Genomic DNA, 19,450 nt, shown 5'->3' on the forward strand with positions numbered 1-19,450 from the left:
AGATAGAGTATTTTTGGAAATGATGAACCCAGGAGAATCTGGCATAAAGAATTCTCCTGGGTTTTGTGCCGAGGATTAGGGGTAATGAGGACTACTTCTGAAGCACTTCACTTCCTCTATGTCCACTTGTAGGTCAAAAACGTTCTGCGAACGGCAGGTTTGAAAATATTTTTCTTAGGCGTTACGGCGTTATGAGGATGGACTTTAGGATGGGGTTAGTTACATGAAATCTCATCAGTAGTCTGCGATTTTCTCGGATCTTATTTCGTCGAGTTTTTCCCGCAACTCCTCAACTAATTTCAGGTGAAGTCCGTCATCAGTGTAGTAGCCAAAATTTATGGTCCCAACACCCAATATCATTGGGTATCTTGTTTCGCTAAGGGACTGCTAGGCTTCTCCTATTGGGCTTCGACAAGGATGTTTCCTCACAATTAGGTTTACGCCACACGGTTTTATTTGTTTTCCCCGCCTTGATCGACTTTATCCGGTAATTTTGGTATTCATCCCTGCCTAGGGGAAAGTTCCGCGAAGAAAAATATACTTACCCTAAGGTCGAATGACTGTTTCTTGTGCTGGTTCCTATGGTAGGGTCCGTCTTTTTGTCAGGGAACTCACCTTGGAATTGACTTAACAGTTTGATGAGGGCACCATATCCAAGAGTTAGTCATGCCCAAAGTTATTGAGTGTTCTTCTGAATCCACCCCCCCCCGCACTTTCATCGAAATGAGACTAAGGTAATTTTAATGATTGATTTCATCTGGCGACAAGTAGGTACGGAGTATATCTCCCCCACGCCCGCGAGGCTTAAAAGAAACTGGCTCCTTGCTCTCCTGCTGGTTTTTCTTTTTGGCAGTGAATTTTTTCTGCCGGTGAAGGGGCAGGCTCAATCCTTTTCTGATACAGGGTTATTTTATTTTACAGGGAACCACCAGCCCCGTCGCTCGATTTTCTTCCGTGAATTTCTTGAGGGACCTGGTGTAGGGGATGGCATCAAAGCCGGTCCTGTCCGGCTCCATCCGTTTTTGGGAGTAGCGGGAGTCTATACCGACAATGTGTTTAAGAGAGACACCAATACGAAAAGTGACTATCTTACGACTATCGCCCCTGGGCTTCAGGCGCTCATGCCATTTGGTGGAGGGAAACATTCAGTCCTTTTTGACTACCGCGCTGGTATATTTCGTTACGATAAATTTAGTCAAAACAATGCTGTGGCTCAAGATGCTCTTGGACACGTCAGCTTGAATTATCCGGGTGGGCTAACAATAGACTTGCAGGGAGGCCATATAGAAGGGTTTGACCCAAGAGGGTCGGAAGTAGATACCCAACAAAAGAATATTACCAAGTGGAATATAAATCACAGTTTAAGCCAAGTTGAATTCTCAGGGCAAACGTTTGGTATCCGTCTTCGGTCGTCCTTCCAAGATTTGAATTACACAAACAATGGGCAGGATGCCCCGCGCGACCGGACGCGAGTTGATGCCAATCTAAGCCTGTTTGTCACTGTCACCCCCACAACACGCGCCCTTCTTGGCGTTCGAATAGTCAACTATGATTATGATACGAATAAGCAGCAGAATAGTTTCGGTTACGGGGTGTTTACGGGCTTTAGTTTGGCACCTACCCGCCGGCTATCAGGAGAAGTTAATGTAGGGTACCAGATATTGAATTTTGACCATGCGCCTGTTGATAGAGACTCAGTCCGTGGCCAAGAACTTCTCGCAAAGAATTTAAGCTTAGGAGCGACGCAGCAGACATCCCTTTACATGCAAGGCCGCTTGCTTTGGAACCCTACGACCCGGTTAAACATTTACATGATGCCCTTTTCGTCAATCCAGCAGTCAGCGGTTCAGGGTACTTCCACGTTTAGACAAACAGGCGTCTATGTTAACGCGAGACAGATGTTTACTAACCGCTTTGGCCTCCAGGGAAATATTTACTATGCCAACGATAATTTTAATACCAATAGAACGGATAATCGATTTCGTTTGCGGATAGGACCGGAATACCGCACCCTAAAATGGCTGGGTTTCCGCTTAGATTATATATTTGAGAAGAGAAGCTCAAATGAATCTAATTTTGATTACAACAGTAATACGATTATGCTTTCGATCCAAGGAATTCTCTAGTAAAAGGGAATGCATTTTTGATCCTCCCAAATTCTATCACTACTGTTTCTTGATCTTCGCCCGTTGGGGAACTAACATTTTCCTGTTTTCTTGGGATCGTCCCGTTTCGCTGGCCCTCTTATCTGGTTTGATCAACATGAGGCGAAATCTTCATGGAGGTCCCTACTGAGAGTTTCAGAAGTTTCTCACTCTTGAGTTTTGCCCCCGAGATTGAGATCCATTTGGTGTGTGGAGAAAAATATCAAAAATGACTAGGGGACGGAGTGGAAAATATCTGTGTGTTATAGGATGGGATGAGTCCAGGTGCTTTTCGTGTAGACTGCTATAAAGGAGATGCACAATGAGATCCAAACAAAGAATACTGTCTAGATGGATACGTGGGCTGGTTCTGGTGGCCTTACTCCTTTTGGTAGGCTTCAGGGGAGGGGCAGTCGCTTTAGCCCCTGAGATCCCTCTCCAGGTTGAGGGGGATCGGCTAACAGGTCATCTGTCACAGGTGACCCTACGAATGGTTCTGGAGAATTTGCAGAAACAGTTGGGCATAAAATATGAGGCCCCTGTTGAGGAACTGAATAAAGTCATTTCAGTTGATCTTCAACAGGATAAAATACTTCCTGCCTTGGCCAAAATTTTGGCGCAGTGGGATTACGCATTCACGGTTAATGCGGCGGGACGTTTACAATTTCTCTATGTGACACCAAAAGCCGCACCGGGGACAGCGGTTTCTGAGAGGAGAAATCCCTCAGAGATTGGTTCTTCAAATGCAGAAGGCGAAACAGATTTTCATTCAGACCGACAAAGGGATCCTGTGCAAGAAGGGGTGGATACCCCTTCGTTCCCGTCTCAAGAGGAGGATCCTGATGCAAATTTTTCACCATCCGCCTCATCTTTTTCATCTTCACCTGGAGGAAGCGCTGATTTAGGAGGTCCGGTGGTGGGTGTTCCCATGGACATTCAGCCGGTACCGGCTGGAACTACCATGCCCATGGTGCCGGCAAGTAGTGCCAGTGGGATGCAGGTGACGCCTCCGGCCAATTCACCGGACATGCCAATCATTCCAGCCACGGCCTATCCGCCTATGGAGATTGAGCCGGTGCCAAGCTACCTGCAAGAGGAGATGCTTCGGAGTATGCAGCCGTAACCGGAGAGTCGAGCAATAAAAGAGAGTTTGGCCTAGGAGGCTTAGGCCTTGAAAGTCTCATAAGAAAAATAGATTAGAAAAATCAGGACACGCGTGTCGAAAGGTTGAGTCTTTCGACGCGTGTTTTATTATGAAGATATCTTTCTAAACAGTTCCTGAGTCGCTGTTGGTTTATGGAAGGGCAGTCTTCAACTGTGAGTCCCTCCATTTTTAATCTCTTAAAAAGTTTTCTCCAATCGGCATCTGTACCGTCAGTGCTCTCAAGAGCGCATAGATGTTGGCAATGATTTTTCTGCAAAAAGTTAGGGCAATGAATGGGCACAGTTTTTGGTTTCTTTGATCTCGTGGGATTCAGTTGTAGGCTCCAATGGAGGACACCCCTATAGGGATCAGACGAAAGTCTATTGGAAGTGAGGGCTGGCCAAATTGTTATTGGTGGCGGCGATCTAATTCTGTAGTTTCTCAGGTCTTCTGCCGCAGATAAGGTTGTGTGAGGTTGCACAATCTCCTCTCTAGCACCTTCTGTCAGGTCCTCGAAGTCAGAATGAAGTACAAAGGGAACCGCTGATTCTTCCGCAATCAGTACTTCACCAGAAATATTTGAGTGCTCGGGATTGCCAAGCAGGAGATGTAGATCCAGATTGGACAAAGTATCGTCATCCTCTTTTTAAATAACCGGTAGGAACCCTTTATGCTGATAGTGCGGCATGGCGTTATCACCTGTCTTCCGTAGAGTACTATTGTTCTGTAAGGACCTTTCTTCAAATGTAAGCTGGGTGAAGTGCGATCAAAGGCTTGAATTTTCCCCGCTTTGTCTACGCCCCGCAAAAGGGGTTTTAGCTTAGGAATGCGGTGCAGTTCTATCAGATGCATAGCGCCTTCCAACGAAGTGTTGGTCATGGTAGGCGCGAAGGTCTTGAGGGTCTTTTCCTCTCAAAGAGGCTGAAATGACATCTTTCTGATCCCCTGCGCATCGATATAGTTTTGTCGTGAATGCGCGGGATCAGACTGGACTTTGTGACGTCCTATTTCCAGGCTTCCAGCCGCTGGGAGGGCGCTAACGGCTGGAATGGGATGCGGGACTTCGATAATGAGTATCGTGACAATCTGTACAGATTCCATTATTCCGTCACAGTAGCCACTTTTGCCAGGTGGGCAAAATTTCCCGCCGGATTTTCAGGAGAATGGGTGAGAGACGTGGTCAAGTTGATGTGGGCCCCCACTTGTTTTTAATGGCTGGTTGCGTATTGGTATGGGCACGAGTTAGGAGGGGCTTAGACCTCTATAGTTTTTGGTATTCCCCTTTTTCTCAAAATACGGCAATGAAATATTTGGAAAGCCTTCGCAGAGTCGATACCACTTGTCCAGGTGGCTGGATAGTTGATGGCATGGTGTAGATTTTGATATAAACCTCTGGGTCGTATACAGTCTTTTCCCCCCTCAGTCATGTAATAAGACTCTTCCAGAAGCTTAAGTGGGTCAATTCTTTCTACCGCATACCGCAAAAGGATTTACAGAATTTCTTTCCACTTCCTGGTACCCTACCACTTTGATTTTATTCGCTTATTTGCTTGCATTGAGAAACTAGGTAGATGGTTCGATTCATGGTCTGTTGAGTGTAAGGATTTCCTGTCAGGAATTTTGGTAGCCTAGCCTTGATCAAAAAGTAATTGCGGTAGGTGCCTTTGATTTTTAAATTCACACCGACGCTAAAGATGATTTTACCTTAGATTTACGATTAATGAATAATGCGTATAATCCTTTTTCGCCATTGATCTGTGCCTGGCAGCACAGAACATTGATTGCTCGTCTTGCCAAGCGCGAGATCGATGCGCGCTATCGAGGGTCTATGCTTGGGATATTCTGGGTCTTTGTTATCCCCATGTTGATGTTGGGGGTATATACGTTTGTCTTTTCTGTCGTGTTTCGCATTCGATGGGAGGTGCCCATGGAGGAAAATGGCGCATTTGCTCTGTTATTGTTTTCCGGGTTGATTATTTTTAATCTGTTTTCCGAATGTGTCACCCGTGCTCCGGGTCTTATGCTCGAAAATGTGTCATATATCAAAAAGGTAGTATTTCCTTTGGAGATAATGCCATGGGTGTCGATGCAGGTGGCACTTTTTAATGCAGCCGTGAGCCTTTTGATTTTATTCATTTTTTACCTCATAGTTCATGGTCTGCCACCTCTTACAGTGTTGCTGTTGCCGTTGGTACTTTTTCCGTTTGTCCTGTTGATTGTAGGATTAGGCTGGTTCCTTGCTTCTATGGGAGTGTTTCTGCGTGATGTCCAGCCATTGGTAGGCGTGATGACCACGATGATGATGTTTCTGAGTCCTATATTTTACCCCCTATCTGCTATTCCAGAAGCTTATCAAGGATTGATTCAGCTTAATCCGTTGACACCTGTCCTGAATGCGTCGAAATCGGTCATATTTTGGGGGCAAATGCCGGAATGGGTAGATTGGATCCCCTATACGGTTGTTTTTTGGATGGTCGGTTGGTTGGGCTTTGCGTGGTTCCAAAAAACGCGAAAAGGATTTGCTGATGTCGTCTGATCTGGCAATACGCGTCCAAGGACTTGGGAAGGCCTATCAGATCTTTCGAAGGCCAGAGGATCGCTTGAAACAGATGCTATGGAGAGGGCACCGACAGTTCTATGAAGAGTTTTGGGGCCTCCAAGGTGTGGATTTGAGTGTGTATCGAGGAGAAACAGTCGGGATTATCGGTCGAAATGGATCCGGGAAGTCGACGTTTTTACAATTGGTGTGCGGTACACTAGCGCCGACCTGTGGCGAGTTGGCCGTCAAAGGGCGTGTCGCGGCGTTGCTGGAATTAGGATCGAGTTTCAATCCTGAGTTTACCGGGAAGGAAAATGTGTATTTGGCTGCCTCCATTCTTGGCCTGACCAGTGACCAGATCGATGCGCGGTACGAATCTATAACGGAATTTGCCGCCATTGGAGATTTCATTAATCATCCGGTCAAAATTTTCTCGAGTGGAATGTATGCGCGGTTGGCTTTTTCCCTTGTCGCCCATGTGGATGCCGATATTCTGATTATCGATGAAATCCTTGCCGTGGGTGATGCCGCCTTCACTCAAAAGTGTATGCGATTCCTTCATCAATTCAGGGAGAAAGGCACGCTCCTGTTTGTCTCCCATGACACGGCTTCGGTGACCAATCTCTGCAACCGGGTTGTTTGGCTCGATAATGGAACCGTCAGGGAAATTGGTCCTGCAAAAGAGATCTGTCATAATTTTCTTGCTGCACTGTATCACGAGCAGGAAAATGCTAACACCTTTCGTATTGGTGGAAGTCGCAAAGCCCCCACAGATCTAGCCGTGCGGGTAAAAGATCCACGGAGTGAGATGTTAAAGAACTCTTCACATCGAAATGAGTTAGAGATTTTCGATTTTGATCCGAATGCTCCGTGGTTCGGTGAGCGCGGAGCCAGTATTTGCGAAGTGGCGCTTTCCGATCAACATGGCTCTCTTCTGACAACGTTAGATGGCGGAGAGGAAGTCACGCTGACCATCCGATGTGTGTCGGAACGACCTCTAGCACGACCCATTCTTGGGTTTTACGTGAAGGATCGATTAGGCCAGTATTTGTTTGGCGACAATACGTTTCTGATGTATCGCGACGTCGACCGCACTATTGAGCAGGGGCAACGATTTCACGCGATGTTCCGTTTCCAACTACCCTATCTCCCAACCGGTGATTATTCGGTGATCGCGGCGATTGCCGAGGGGACACCAGAGAATCATGCTCTTCATCATTGGATCGATGATGCCCTGTTTTTTCGAGTTCACTCGAGTCACGTCCTACGAGGGCTTATTGGCATTCCGATGTTGGCGATTGAATTTGAATCCTCGGTGATGCCCTTGGCCTCATCGTGAGAAGAACTCAGGGATACCCGGTCAGGGATAGAGTTGCTTCTGTGTCGTTGCTGGGGTGAAACCACATTTTGCTGAGTTGGGGGGTGAAGATCTCATCTTAAACCAGACGTGGCGATGATCACTTATGGATAGAGCCAAAACATGAAAAAGATTGAACAGCAGGTCTCATCTGAGAGGGCCCCATCCTTAGCCGGCGAAGGCCAGAAAATGGATATCATTGAATCCGATTCAACGCCTCTCTCCTTTACTGAAAGAAAGCAGGGCATCATGGCCGATATGATAGAGCAGCCCAAACTTCCCTGGACAGGTGAGCGCTTTATTCCTGGAGTCATTGGAGATATTGAGCTAGAACATTTGCATCGATATTACCTTGCACGCGAACTGGCGGTAGGAAAGGATGTGCTCGATATCGCAAGCGGGGAGGGGTATGGTTCAGCGCTGTTAGCTGAGGTTGCCCGAAATGTCGTGGGCGTGGATGCCTCGGAGGAGGTCATAGGATATGCGGCTGAACGCTATCAGCGTTCGAATGTCCAGTTTAAGTATGGAGCATGTGGTCACATTCCGCTCCCTGATGCCAGCATAGATCTTATTGTGAGTTTTGAAACAATCGAACACCATGATGAGCATCATGAAATGATGCGGGAATTTGTTCGAGTCTTACGCCCAAACGGCCTGGTCCTCATCTCCAGCCCCGATAAGGCTGAATATTCTGATAAGCCAGAGTTCGTCAATTCCTTTCATGTGAAGGAACTCTATTTCGAAGAATTCCAAGAACTGTTGTTAAAATATTTCAAACATGCACAGTTTTATGGGCAGCGAGTCCGATATGGATCATGTATTGGTCCGCTTCATAACGCCTCAACGCCTCCAGCTAACTTTCGATTATCCCAGGGGCGAGCCCATAAGTTTCTGAGCATTCCGGAGCCTGTCTATTTCGTGGCCATCGTCGGCAATGGGGAATTACCTGTGCTTCCATCTGGAATCTTTGTTCCGGAAGTTCCAGAGTATTGGCAGCAACACATGGCTCTGCAGGCTGGTATTGAAGAACGTGATCAACAGCTTAACCATCTTCAAAGTCAGTTGTTGAGTGCCACAGCTGAACATGCACGTGTTCTTGAGGAACGGGATCAGCGCTTTGGTAGTCTGTATACCCGTCTGCTGACGAAAGAAGAAGAATTACGTCGCATGCATTCATCCTTGCTATGGCGAAACATCAGCAAAGTAAGGATTTTGAGAGAACGGCTTTGTCCTGAGGGCTCCGGGCGTGCCCGGGTTTGTGCCAGTCTTGTGCATTGGTTGAAGGGTTCCGATCGTCCTGTGACTCAACGTCGTCAATCCTCTGGTGGGTCGCTTGATCGAGTCCTAACGAGTGCAAAATCGCTGTTGCCTGTTTCCCCTCACCGAAAACATCAATTGGTGACGTTTGCCTTTAAACGGTTCGGTTCTTTCTTTCAACAGACGGAAAGTTATCGGCGCTGGAAGGACAGGCAATCGCCTGTCCATCATGAATCTGGAACTCTGCATGTTCCCCATCAGAATCCTCCTCGTACGCTGGCTCCTCTTATTCAGCTTGAACCGGGTGGAGTGACAACGCTGGTCCAGGCATTCAACTTCACCGATGTGGAGCAGCCCTTGGTGTCCATCGTTATTCCTGTCTACAATCATTTGGAATACACCGTTTGTTGTTTGGCTTCGATTTTGAGGCATGTACCTCAGTGTAGTTTTGAGGTGATCATTGTGGACGATGGATCTCATGATGAGACTCCCAATATTCTCTCAACCATAGAAAATATACGCTATTGTCGGAATGAGACAAACATTGGGTTCCTGCGTTCGTGCAATACAGGCGCTTCATTGGGCCGAGGTCAATATCTGTTGTTTCTGAATAATGATACACAGGTGCTTGAAGGATGGCTTGATGAATTGGTGAACACGTTTCACAAACAATCAGATGTTGGCCTTGTGGGTTCAAAATTGCTGTATCCCAATGGTGTCCTCCAAGAGGCCGGGGCCATTATTAGGCCAGATGGCTCAGCGGAACTCGTCGGGTTGAATGGTGACCCGGACAGGCCTGAATATAATGTGGTGCGAGAGGTCGATTATTGCTCTGGTGCCTGCCTGCTCATTGAGACCCAGTTATTCAAAACCTTGGGGGGATTCGATGACCTCTATGCGCCCTGTTACTGTGAAGATTCGGATTTAGCCTTCAGGGTCAGAAAGTTGGGGAAGCGGGTCTTCTATCAACCGCGTTCCGTGGTCGTTCACCATCTTAGCGTGAGTACCAATGATTCCATCCACGCAAAAATGCCTCTGGTAGCTCGAAATGTCGACACGTTTGTTCAACGATGGACCGATGAACTGAAGAGTCTGAATGAGGTCCGTGCGATCGCTTTTTTTCTTCCTCAATACCACCCTATTCCTGAAAATGATCGGTGGTGGGGAAAAGGGTTTACGGAATGGACGAATGTGACGAAAGCGCGACCAAATTTTAAAGGTCATTATCAACCCCATCTTCCAGCGGATTTAGGCTTTTATGATTTACGTATGCCTGAGGTACGCGAAGAGCAGGCGCGGTTGGCTCGCCAGTATGGTATTTCGGCCTTCTGCTATTACTATTATTGGTTTGCAGGAAAGAAACTTCTGAACCGTCCACTTGACGAAGTGCTGCAATCCGGTGCCCCGGACTTTCCGTTCTGCCTCTGTTGGGCCAATGAGAACTGGACGAGACGATGGGATGGGTGTGAAGAGGATATTCTCATCGCCCAGAGTCATACCGAGGCGGATCATGCGGGCTTTATTGCGGAAATTGCTCCTGCATTGATCGATCCACGGTATGTCAGGATTCATGGAAAACCCTTGGTAATCGTGTATAGGCTCGGCCAACTTCCAGATCCCAGACGGACTGCGGATTTGTGGCGGGAATACTGCGTAAACGCGGGAATTGGAGACATTTACTTGGCCTATGTCCAGAGCTTTGAACGCATGCCGATGGGAGACGATCCAAGTCTCTATGGTTTTGATGCGGCTATTGAATTTCCTCCACATCGGTTTCCGGTGCAAGCTGAGTTCTCACAACCCTTAATTAATCCTGATTATCAGGGCGTGTTGTTTGACTATGTCCAGACATCCGAAAATTTTATACGAAGAACTTGGCCATCCTACACACTCTTTAAAGGGGTGATGCCTTCGTGGGACAATACGGCCCGTCGACAAGATGTCTCTCATGTCTTTGTGGGTGGAACTCCTGAACGCTACGAATACTGGTTGCGACAGGTTGTTGAACAGACACGGCGACTTCATTTTGGTGATGAACGGGTGGTCTTTATTAACGCGTGGAATGAATGGGCCGAAGGTAATCACTTAGAGCCTGATCGGGAATTCGGTCATCAATATCTGGAAGCCACCAAGAATGTTCTCGGATAAGCTATTAATCACATTTCTCTTCCGGATAGCTGTCCATGTTTAATCGGTTTTGTGAAAAACGAAAATTCCGCAATTAATTCCCCAATTCATGGAACAGCTATAGCCATATCAACGCGAGGTTGAGTGGTGCCCTTATTCCCAACCTGAGATGCATGGAACTTTACGGTTAAAAGCCTTCAAAGTGATTACATGGAGAATATTTGGCTGACCGCGCTTGTTTTTAGGAATGTTTTGTTTGTGAGTATGAACCGCCAAATCCAGATTGTCTGATCTATTTGGTCATCTCTCAGGAAATTAGTTCTGTTGTAAATTGCCAGCTGGCAATTTTTGAGAGAATGTCTCTTTGGTATCAGAAATTCAAGGAAAAGTCCCCTGAAATTATTGTTGCTGGATTTCTGGAAAAGGGAAATCGCTTGCGGGTGTAAGACATGTGTGCAATATAAGTGAAACATAGATCTATTGCCAGACTGTTCTTCTGCATATTTTTTAAGACCGAATCACCGATAACGAGGTGTTAAGTAGTCTGATGCTTATACGGTTGTTTGCAGTGGTCTGGTTGAAATGGAAACGATCAAGAACTGCATCCCACTGGTTGAGGATGAAAGTTTACTGCTCAAGATGCAGCGAGATGTTTTAGGAAAGGGTTAAATTCATAGGTTTTGCTTTTTCCGTAATAGACATGGTTCTTGGGAATTTTGCTCAATTTGAAGTCAGAACTGGATATTTACGCAGTGATTCCAGGGTTAAATTTTGTTGAGCTTATATGTACGAATTAGCCATATCGTTGACATATGATGCCTTTTTCTTTCCCTCGTGACTCTGAAAAAGAATTTCAGGATTGCTTTATTGGTTCTTGAATGATTCCCTTGGCGGGGGTAGGAATGATTTGTATGAAATTTTCTAGATCGGTTTTCCTTGGCGGATCTGGAATCTCCTTGAATCTATTTGCAAAAGACTTCTTCAATGTTTCCTGTTCTTTGACAGTTGCTGGTCTGCGATCCCAGGCGCATGAATTACACATTGGATGAGTATAGCGCCTCAGGAGGATCTCCTCCTTCGACAATTCAAGGTACGGGCCGATCCTGAGAAAATCGAAATTTCCATAGGCACAACATAAATAGACGTCACCGGCGTGGTTAATCGCGACATGCTCGAAAATCAATGGACAGACGTGTCCATGACTTTCATGGGGACGTTCAGCTGAGAAATGTGCCAATCGGTCACGGACTGGCTCACCCGCTTGATCATCTAATGCCCACTTGATTGGGTGGCCGGATGCGAGCAGAACTTCGAAGTTTAGGCCGAGATTTGATGCGTAATCCAAAAGTTTCTTTTCCTGATCAGAGTTGTAATCGAATTTAAGAAACCTTAGGTTTACCAAAGTCTTGATTGCTCCAGTCCTGAGCAAGCGGGAGATAGTTTCAAGATGATTTTTGACGTAGTCGATATTCCCACCGACGTGATTAACCTCGTAAACCTCCTGATCAAGACCTGAGACTGAGACGGTCAGGGTGTTGGTATTGACAAGTGTTTCCTCTAGATTATGAATTCTTGGGAGGGACAGTGCGCTAGAGATCCCACAAGGCAGTCCAGCGTCCTTGACGACATTGGTGTATTCATGTAGATTTTTGTTGAGAAATGGCTCTATCCAATTGAACAAATCCACCTGATGAACGTCCCCATCATCCTTTGCCTTTTCAACAATTAGTCGGAACATTGCTAAGGGCATTTTTTCGCCTGTGTTTGGGAGTGCTCTTGAACCTCTAACGCATGTGGGACACTTCAAATTACATGCATCTATGGTGTCAACATAAAGCAGCATGGTGGACCTCATAATGGGATTTGTGGATGGGGATGCAATTGAAAGGTTAGCATGGGTGAATCGATTTAAGATATGATTTTTTATCAATTTCCCAGTGCGTTTGAATAGGGCCAGGTTAGAGTCGAGCCATATGATAAAAACTGATGGGGACCACTTAGTTGAATTTAAATTCTTGCCTCAAATACTTGCATGAAATATTTATGAGGCTGGCCTAGGAAATTTGTATTTTCTATGCTGGGTCTGTGCGATTAAAATTCTCAAAACTCAGCTATTATCAGGCGAATCGGCTGCGTGAACCGTTGGTGGGGGAGTGCCTGCTCGGACAGACGCAGATTTGGGGGGCATCCATCGTCGAACAGGATTTCACTCTAACATCGTTGGCGAATGATCATGGCTTGGCAAATAGAAGAGGCATTGGTTGCTGGAGCCACTGAAGTGGATGAATCCTAGTATAGTGGCAGACGCAAAGGGAACCGAGGGGGTGAAACCTTGGGTAAGGTGCCTGTAATGGGTATTTTACAACGGGGAGGTAAGTTTTCCACACAGGTGATTTCTGATGCCACATCTCAGACTCATTTTCCCCTCATCCTGGAGTGCCTGATAGTATTGTCTATGCTGACTCTTATCGTTCCGACAACGCATTAGATTTGTCCGAGTTGAAGCACTCTCGAATGAACCACAGCCACCTCATTGATGGACAAACATCGCACATCATATGGCATCGAGAAATTTTGGAATCCGGCAAAACACCATGGGCGCCAAGACAATGGAACTGCCAAACAACAGTTCCCCATCTTCTAGAAGGAAGGTGAATGGCGGTTTCACTATGGTTCTCCCAAGCAAGTGAAGAAGACATTACGCCAATAGGTAAAACTCGCTCATCCATCATGATTCCCCCTGCCAGCGCCATATTTTTTTATTTTGGGACTCAATGCTACTGCTGTTCAAGACAGCCAAAGCTAGTATATCTAGGGCAATATTTATGCAAGTTTTGGCCGGAGTATTCGCCTTTTTCAAATTTGTACCCCGATACTGCCTAAAAGAAAGTATGTGCGCCTATGGATATTGGGTAAGACCCCTCTTCATTTCCTGTTTTGGGCAAGCGTGAGTTATGATCAATTAAAATTTGGCTGGCATAATCAATGGGAACTCTTATCGATTTTGTGGACATGGCAAAACAGGCTGTTCGTCATCATGGTGGGATCTCCATGGTGTTTCGGCGTCTATGGGAGGTCATGGCCTTTGAGGGAATTTCTGGGCTGAAAAAGAAAATAAGGCAGTTTCTGGCTAATCGAAAGTCGTTCTCGTCCAATCAGGCATTAGATGGAATGGCGAGATTAGACATAGCCACCAATTATGGAAAAAATCTTAGCTCCCTGAGGTCTGTCCTTTCACCCGGGGCACTTTTACTTGGCCATCCCTTTGGAGTGCTCGGGATGGGTGAGCATATTCGATTGTCGGCCTCAGCATTTTCGGCGGCAGGGGTCCCATTTAAAATACGGAATATCTATGGAGAGTATGGATTGCATCTTGCCGAGATCCATCAGGATTTCCCGTTCGGAGACAAGATTGCTAAAAATGGTTACTATAGGGCCAATGTCTTTCACATTAATGCAGATGAAATGGTGAATGCGCAAATACACCTTGGCAAGGATACTTTTGCCGATCGGTACAATATCGGATATTGGGCCTGGGAGCTGAGTCAATTCCCTCATGCGTGGCGTTCAGCCCTTCAGCTTGTCGATGAGGTATGGGCTCCGTCGCGGTTCATTGAGCAGGCGATTGCCGATGCGACCTCTTCACCCGTCATCAGAATGCCACTGGCCGTTGAGTTTCCGGAGCCAAACGGGATGACCAGGGAATCTTTTGGATTACCCGATGATCGGTTTTTGTTTTTATTCTTTTTTGATTTCACTTCGTATGTCCAACGAAAAAATCCAGAGGGAGCGATTCGGGCATTTTTGAAGGCATTCCCCGATGTGGATGACGCACGGGTGGGTATTGTCATTAAAATGAATGGCATGGATTTGCGTCCTCAGGAATACCAGGCATTTATTCAATCAATTGATTGTGAGGATCCTCGAATCATTTTGATGGATAAGGTATTGACGGATCGGGAAACCAAGTCTCTCGTAAAGTTGTGTGATTGTTTTTTGTCCCTGCATCGGTCGGAGGGATTTGGGCGGGGGTTGGCGGAAGCCATGTATCTGGGGAAACCTGTGATTGCGACCGGATATAGCGGGAATCTTGATTTTACAAACGAGCACAATTCCTGCCTTGTCGATTATCGGCTTACTCCGGTCAGGGATCATGAATACCCGTTTGCCAAGGGCCAGAAATGGGCCGACCCTGACATCGACCATGCGGTGTGGTTTATGAAGCGAGTCGTCAATGAGCCGCAGTATGCCCAAGAACTTGGTCGACATGCGACGGACTTCATTAAAACCTACCATAGTTCAAAAGCCGTGGGTGCCAAGTATCGAGAGCGGCTTGCGACATTGAACCTGGTGTAAAAACTTGTAATATATGGAATTCAATCTCTCTCATCGACGGGTATCGCTTACCGATTGATTCCGTGAAATAACTTTAATGAGGTATAACCCAGGGATGACAAAGGAATGAAGCCGGATCTGAGAGAAGTAGAAATGGTGTTTGATTTATTTGTTCCACCTGTCGGTGGTAACTCTCCCGTTCGGAAGTCTCGGAATGTCCGTGATGGCTATGCCAGAGGGTGGGGATTGCAATGCGGCCACTTGCGCGAGTCGGTGCGAAAGGATGCGTTGTATCAAGAAGCCTACAGGCTGGCTACTGGCCGCACGGTGGTCTCTGAAGATAACCGGATGAATATTTTTTTGATTCTTAAATATTTCCTTCCCTATATCCCTTTTGGCCACATTGTCGAATTTGGGTCGTATAAAGGGGGAAACGCCCTGTTTATGGCCTATGTGGTCGATCAATTATACCCTGGAAGAAAAGTCTTTGCTCTGGATACCTTTGCAGGGATGCCGGCAACCGAATCCGCTATTGATGCCCACGGAGCGGGAGATTTCCAGGACGTCGATTTGCGTGAGTTGCGGGAATATGCTGAGCGAGAGGGTCTGAGAAATGTTGAGTTTATCAAAGGGTTATTTCAGGAAACCGGCCCCTCTGTTGTTGACAAGGTTGGAAGCATTGCCTTGGCCCATATCGACTGTGACATTTATTCCGCCGTTGCTTTTTCGTATGATTTGGTAAAGAAATTCATGGTTCCAGGTGGGTATGTGGTGTTTGATGATGCGACGACCTCAAGCTGTTTAGGAGCGACCGAAGCAGTGGAAGAATTGGTGATCCGGCGCGACGGGTTGCATAGTGAGCAAATTTTCCCGCAGTTTGTTTTTCGATTTCCTGGAGTTTGATAACCATCTTTCCCATTATGAGTCACCCTGATTATGAAAGAATGTAGCAAGTCGATTGCTCGGCGCTTATCCGAGCCAAACTTCATTAACCGGTTTTTCGTTGGTAAGGGGCTGGATATTGGTGGCCATCCTGATCCGTTGGGGTTATATCAGGAATTGTTCTGTCGGATGGAAGATGTGCGAACATGGGATCTGGTTGATGGGAATGCGGAGTTTCTTGAGGGGGTGCCGGATGAGACATTCGACTTTGTGCATAGCAGCCACTGTCTTGAGCACCTGCATGATCCCCGGGTAGGACTCCGGAATTGGTTTAGGGTGGTGCGGCCAGGCGGCCATCTAGTGATCACCGTCCCGGATGAGGATTTATATGAACAGGGCCAGTTCCCGAGCACATTTAATGCTGACCATAAATGGACGTTTACCATTTTCAAGATGCAATCATGGAGTGAACACTCTCTGAATGTCCTGGATTTAGTGCGAGATCTTGGTTCTTCTGCCGAGCCGGTCAAAATTGAACAGCTCGTTTCGACCTATCGGTTTAATCTTCCCAGATACGATCAGACATTGAGTTCGGTCGGAGAATGCGGGATCGAGATTGTCATTCGCAAGCGTCTCATTGCTGAAGTGCATGCGGGTGGGCGTTGGGGGCGGCCCACCGACCAACCTCGGGACGAAGTGCGGATTCACTTGAATCAGTACCGAGACGATCTTCGAACGCTTAAACATTTCAACCGGGAAAAACCACCGTTTCACAATGATCAGCCTCTTTGATATCTGGAGAGATCGATGATCATGCGCGCGCGCGCGCCTCTTCGGCTTGGTCTGGCGGGCGGAGGGACAGACGTGTCGCCCTATTGTGATTTGTATGGCGGATGTGTACTCAATGCCACAATTGATCGATACGCCTATGCAGTCTTGGAGGTGTTGACGGGCAATAAGGTGAAGTTTTGTTCTGCTGACCGGCAGCATTTTAGTGAGTATCAGTTGGGAGAATCCATCCCACGCAATGGATGTGTCGATTTACATCGAGCCGTCTATCTGTACATGGTCGAGCAGTTTAATGAAGGACGCCCCTTGCCTGTGAAGGTCACCACCTACTGTGATGCTCCGGTGGGATCGGGGCTAGGATCTTCCTCGACTCTGGTTGTGGCGATGCTGAAGGCCTTTGCTGAATTGCTGAACGTCCCGCTTGACGATTACGCGTTGGCCCATTTGGCATTTAAGATCGAGCGAGTTGATTGTGGTCTGCAAGGTGGGAGGCAGGATCAATACGCCGCAACCTTTGGGGGATTTAACTTTATTGAGTTTTACGCAGACAATCGTGTGGTCGTCAATCCCTTGCGTATCAAAAACTGGATCATCTGTGAGTTGGAGGCCTCATTGGTGCTTTTTTTTACTGGCGTGTCACGATCTTCGGCAAAGATTATTAGGGATCAGAGTAGCAATATTGAGGCTGGCACTGACTTAGCGCTTTCTGCCATGCATGCCATGAAGCGTGAGGCCTGTACGATGAAGGAAAGTCTGTTGAAAGGCGATTTCAGCGGATTGGTAGAGTCCATGCGTGAGGGATGGGTCAGCAAGAAGCGATCAGCCAAAAGTGTGTCCAATCCGCATATTGATGAAATCTATGAAGCTGCTGTTAAAGCGGGAGCCTTGGCCGGGAAGGTGTCCGGGGCTGGCGGGGGAGGATTTATGATGTTTTTTGTCCCGCCGGAAAAAAGAATGGATGTAATTTTTGCGTTGAAAAAATTCTCGGGCCAGGTCAGTAACTGCCATTTTACCAAATACGGGATGCAGGGTTGGAAGATAGATTAAATCGAATCGAGTTGAGGAAGTCAGACTGCGGTTGATCGCTTGAAATGTTTGTTTGAAAGAGCCGAATGCGGCGATGAGGTAAATTGATGCCCTGCTGAGTCCGAACAACGAATGGCGGGGATGTTAAGTTTTTGAATTTTCGGCTGATGTGTATTAAGTGGATTGTTCCGTGATTAACTGAGTCACCAATATTTTTGTGCCCGGTGTCATCCTCCTCTGGCACCTGGTTGGTTTATGAGTGAAGACTGGAGTGATTCATTTGGTTCAAGTAGGAATCAGAAAGGCCATTATTTTGGCTGGGGGACGTGGCGAAAGACTTCAAGCTGTTGTCCCCGATCTTCCTAAGCCCATGGCGCCTATTGGAGGCCGGCCATTTTTGGAATATATTTTCGATAGACTTGTAGATGCTGGGCTGACCGATGTCATTATATCAGTTGGGTATAAGGCGGAGGTCATTCAGGAGCATTTTGGTCAGGCTTACCGCTCACTTCAAATCAGATATTCAAGGGAAGACTATCCTTTAGGAACAGGAGGCGCGATGGCCCTGGCTCTAAAAGGCGATGATTCTTCTCCGGCTTTGGTCCTCAATGGCGATACGCTCGTTGACATTGATTATCCCGCTCTGATGATCTGGTATGCACAGACCCCCACTCAGGTCGCGATCGTACTTCGACATGTTCCTGATGTGAGTCGGTATGGTGCCGTCGTGCTGTTGGATGAACGAGTCGTAGAGTTTCGAGAAAAGGGTCAGCAAGGCCCCGGGCTGGTAAACGCTGGGGTGTATGTTGTTGGACCTGAAATATTTTCCAGATATGGAAGCGGAGAGCACTTTTCCTTTGAGACGGATATTCTCCAGCCTTATTGCCGGGAACTGCAGCCTCGCGCATTCGTCACCGCAGGATATTTTATTGATATCGGTACTCCAGGCGATTATGAACGCGCTCAGAGGGAAGCGGTTTTCACTCGGTTCAACTGAACGGCCTCGGTTCCGCAAGAATGGAGAGTGAGATGGAATTTGAGAAAGAGTTCGAACAGTTTTGGGCGAAGGGGTATCTCATTGTTCCTGACATGTTTGATCAGGAAGAAATGAATATACTGAAAAATATCATCGTGAATCATGAGGGTATGAAGCAGCGCACCAAAGGTCTGGTGAATAAAATGTCTCAAGGAAAGCGCCCCTCATTTGAAACAATTTTTGTATGGAATGATACGGCGGGTCATGATGTCTTTGCCAAAGCCACTCGCCGTTCGGCGATATTTGATCGGTTGGAATATTTTTTTAACGATTCTATTTACGTGTATCATAATAAAATTGCCTTGAAATATCCTGGTATGGTTGGATTCCGCTATCATCAGGATTATGCCTATTGGTATGGAATGGGGAATTTGTATCCGGATATGGCGACGGTCCTCATTGCGGTTGATCCGATGACCAGGGAAAATGGGTGTTTGAAAATTCTTGAGGGGTCTCATAAGATGGGCAGAATTGACCATGTGTTTCATGATGGAGTGTCTGACAGCGGTGTTTGTCAGGACCGCTTGGCTGTGATTGAAACGCGATTGCCTGAAGTGTATGTGGAACTGAAGCGTGGAGATGTCGTCATGTTTCATTGTAATACTCTGCATGGTTCCAATGATAACTTGTCTCCCTATTCCAGAATTGCCCTAATCGGTTGTTATAACACTAAAGCAAATAATCCTTATAAGTCGGGAGGCGGCCATCCCTTCTATCAGGCTCAAGAACGAGTGTTGGAGAGAATTACAGAACAGGATTCAAGAAACCTTCCTGATTTTGATTTGCAATTTTCCTGATTTCACTTCAGAGTTTC

General features: G+C 46.8%; 13 protein-coding genes. 11 read left to right on the top strand and 2 right to left on the bottom strand.

The window, feature by feature from the left end; all coding sequences use genetic code 11:
• Nucleotides 1-743: 743 nt before the first annotated feature.
• Both AAH187_RS09810 and AAH187_RS09815 read left to right on the top strand, forming a co-directional pair.
• Nucleotides 744-2,126: an outer membrane beta-barrel protein gene (locus tag AAH187_RS09810; protein ID WP_342348276.1), complete on the top strand. Its 1,383-nt coding sequence runs from the start codon at nt 744-746 to the stop codon at nt 2,124-2,126.
• Nucleotides 2,127-2,466: 340 nt separating this feature from the next.
• The gene (locus AAH187_RS09815; protein WP_342348277.1) at nt 2,467-3,267 is read left to right on the top strand and encodes a hypothetical protein; all 801 of its coding nucleotides are present in this window, start codon (nt 2,467-2,469) and stop codon (nt 3,265-3,267) included.
• 933 nt (nt 3,268-4,200) lie between these two features.
• Here AAH187_RS09815 and AAH187_RS09820 read toward each other — a convergent pair.
• Nucleotides 4,201-4,389, bottom strand: a complete 189-nt coding sequence (locus AAH187_RS09820) for a hypothetical protein (protein WP_342348278.1) — start codon at nt 4,387-4,389, stop codon at nt 4,201-4,203.
• 619 nt (nt 4,390-5,008) lie between these two features.
• Between AAH187_RS09820 and AAH187_RS09825 the strand changes: the two genes are divergently transcribed.
• The 3 genes from AAH187_RS09825 to AAH187_RS09835 all read left to right on the top strand — a co-directional run bounded on the left by AAH187_RS09825 (nt 5,009) and on the right by AAH187_RS09835 (nt 10,589).
• Entirely contained in the window at nt 5,009-5,824 is an 816-nt protein-coding gene (locus tag AAH187_RS09825) for an ABC transporter permease (RefSeq protein WP_342348279.1), read from the top strand.
• Nucleotides 5,814-7,166 (top strand): ABC transporter ATP-binding protein, encoded by a 1,353-nt coding sequence (locus AAH187_RS09830; protein ID WP_342348280.1) that lies wholly within the window; start codon nt 5,814-5,816, stop codon nt 7,164-7,166. The genes AAH187_RS09825 and AAH187_RS09830 overlap by 11 nt, the downstream gene beginning before the upstream one ends.
• 141 nt (nt 7,167-7,307) lie before the next feature.
• Nucleotides 7,308-10,589 carry a glycoside hydrolase family 99-like domain-containing protein gene (locus tag AAH187_RS09835; protein ID WP_342348281.1) on the top strand — a complete coding sequence of 1,094 codons (3,282 nt, stop codon included), beginning with the start codon at nt 7,308-7,310 and terminating at the stop codon, nt 10,587-10,589.
• Nucleotides 10,590-11,421: 832 nt separating this feature from the next.
• Here AAH187_RS09835 and AAH187_RS09840 read toward each other — a convergent pair.
• Nucleotides 11,422-12,411, bottom strand: a complete 990-nt coding sequence (locus AAH187_RS09840) for a hypothetical protein (protein ID WP_342348282.1) — start codon at nt 12,409-12,411, stop codon at nt 11,422-11,424.
• A gap of 1,142 nt (nt 12,412-13,553) precedes the next feature.
• Between AAH187_RS09840 and AAH187_RS09845 the strand changes: the two genes are divergently transcribed.
• From AAH187_RS09845 to AAH187_RS09870, 6 genes are all read left to right on the top strand, one after another.
• Nucleotides 13,554-14,924, top strand: coding sequence for a glycosyltransferase (locus tag AAH187_RS09845; RefSeq protein WP_342348283.1), 1,371 nt, complete (start codon nt 13,554-13,556; stop codon nt 14,922-14,924).
• 105 nt (nt 14,925-15,029) lie between these two features.
• A complete protein-coding gene (locus AAH187_RS09850) occupies nt 15,030-15,806 on the top strand; it encodes a TylF/MycF/NovP-related O-methyltransferase (RefSeq protein ID WP_342348284.1) in 777 nt (258 codons plus the stop codon).
• A gap of 33 nt (nt 15,807-15,839) precedes the next feature.
• Nucleotides 15,840-16,577, top strand: a complete 738-nt coding sequence (locus AAH187_RS09855) for a class I SAM-dependent methyltransferase (protein ID WP_342348285.1) — start codon at nt 15,840-15,842, stop codon at nt 16,575-16,577.
• A 21-nt stretch (nt 16,578-16,598) separates the two neighbouring features.
• Nucleotides 16,599-17,621: a dehydrogenase gene (locus AAH187_RS09860; RefSeq protein WP_342348286.1), complete on the top strand. Its 1,023-nt coding sequence runs from the start codon at nt 16,599-16,601 to the stop codon at nt 17,619-17,621.
• Between the two features lie 250 nt (nt 17,622-17,871).
• Nucleotides 17,872-18,597: a nucleotidyltransferase family protein gene (locus AAH187_RS09865; RefSeq protein WP_342348287.1), complete on the top strand. Its 726-nt coding sequence runs from the start codon at nt 17,872-17,874 to the stop codon at nt 18,595-18,597.
• A gap of 32 nt (nt 18,598-18,629) precedes the next feature.
• Nucleotides 18,630-19,433, top strand: coding sequence for a phytanoyl-CoA dioxygenase family protein (locus AAH187_RS09870; RefSeq protein WP_342348288.1), 804 nt, complete (start codon nt 18,630-18,632; stop codon nt 19,431-19,433).
• The last annotated feature ends 17 nt before the right edge of the window (nt 19,434-19,450 follow it).

This window comes from uncultured Nitrospira sp. (assembly GCA_902500695.1).
Taxonomy (GTDB): Bacteria; Nitrospirota; Nitrospiria; order Nitrospirales; family UBA8639; genus Nitrospira_E.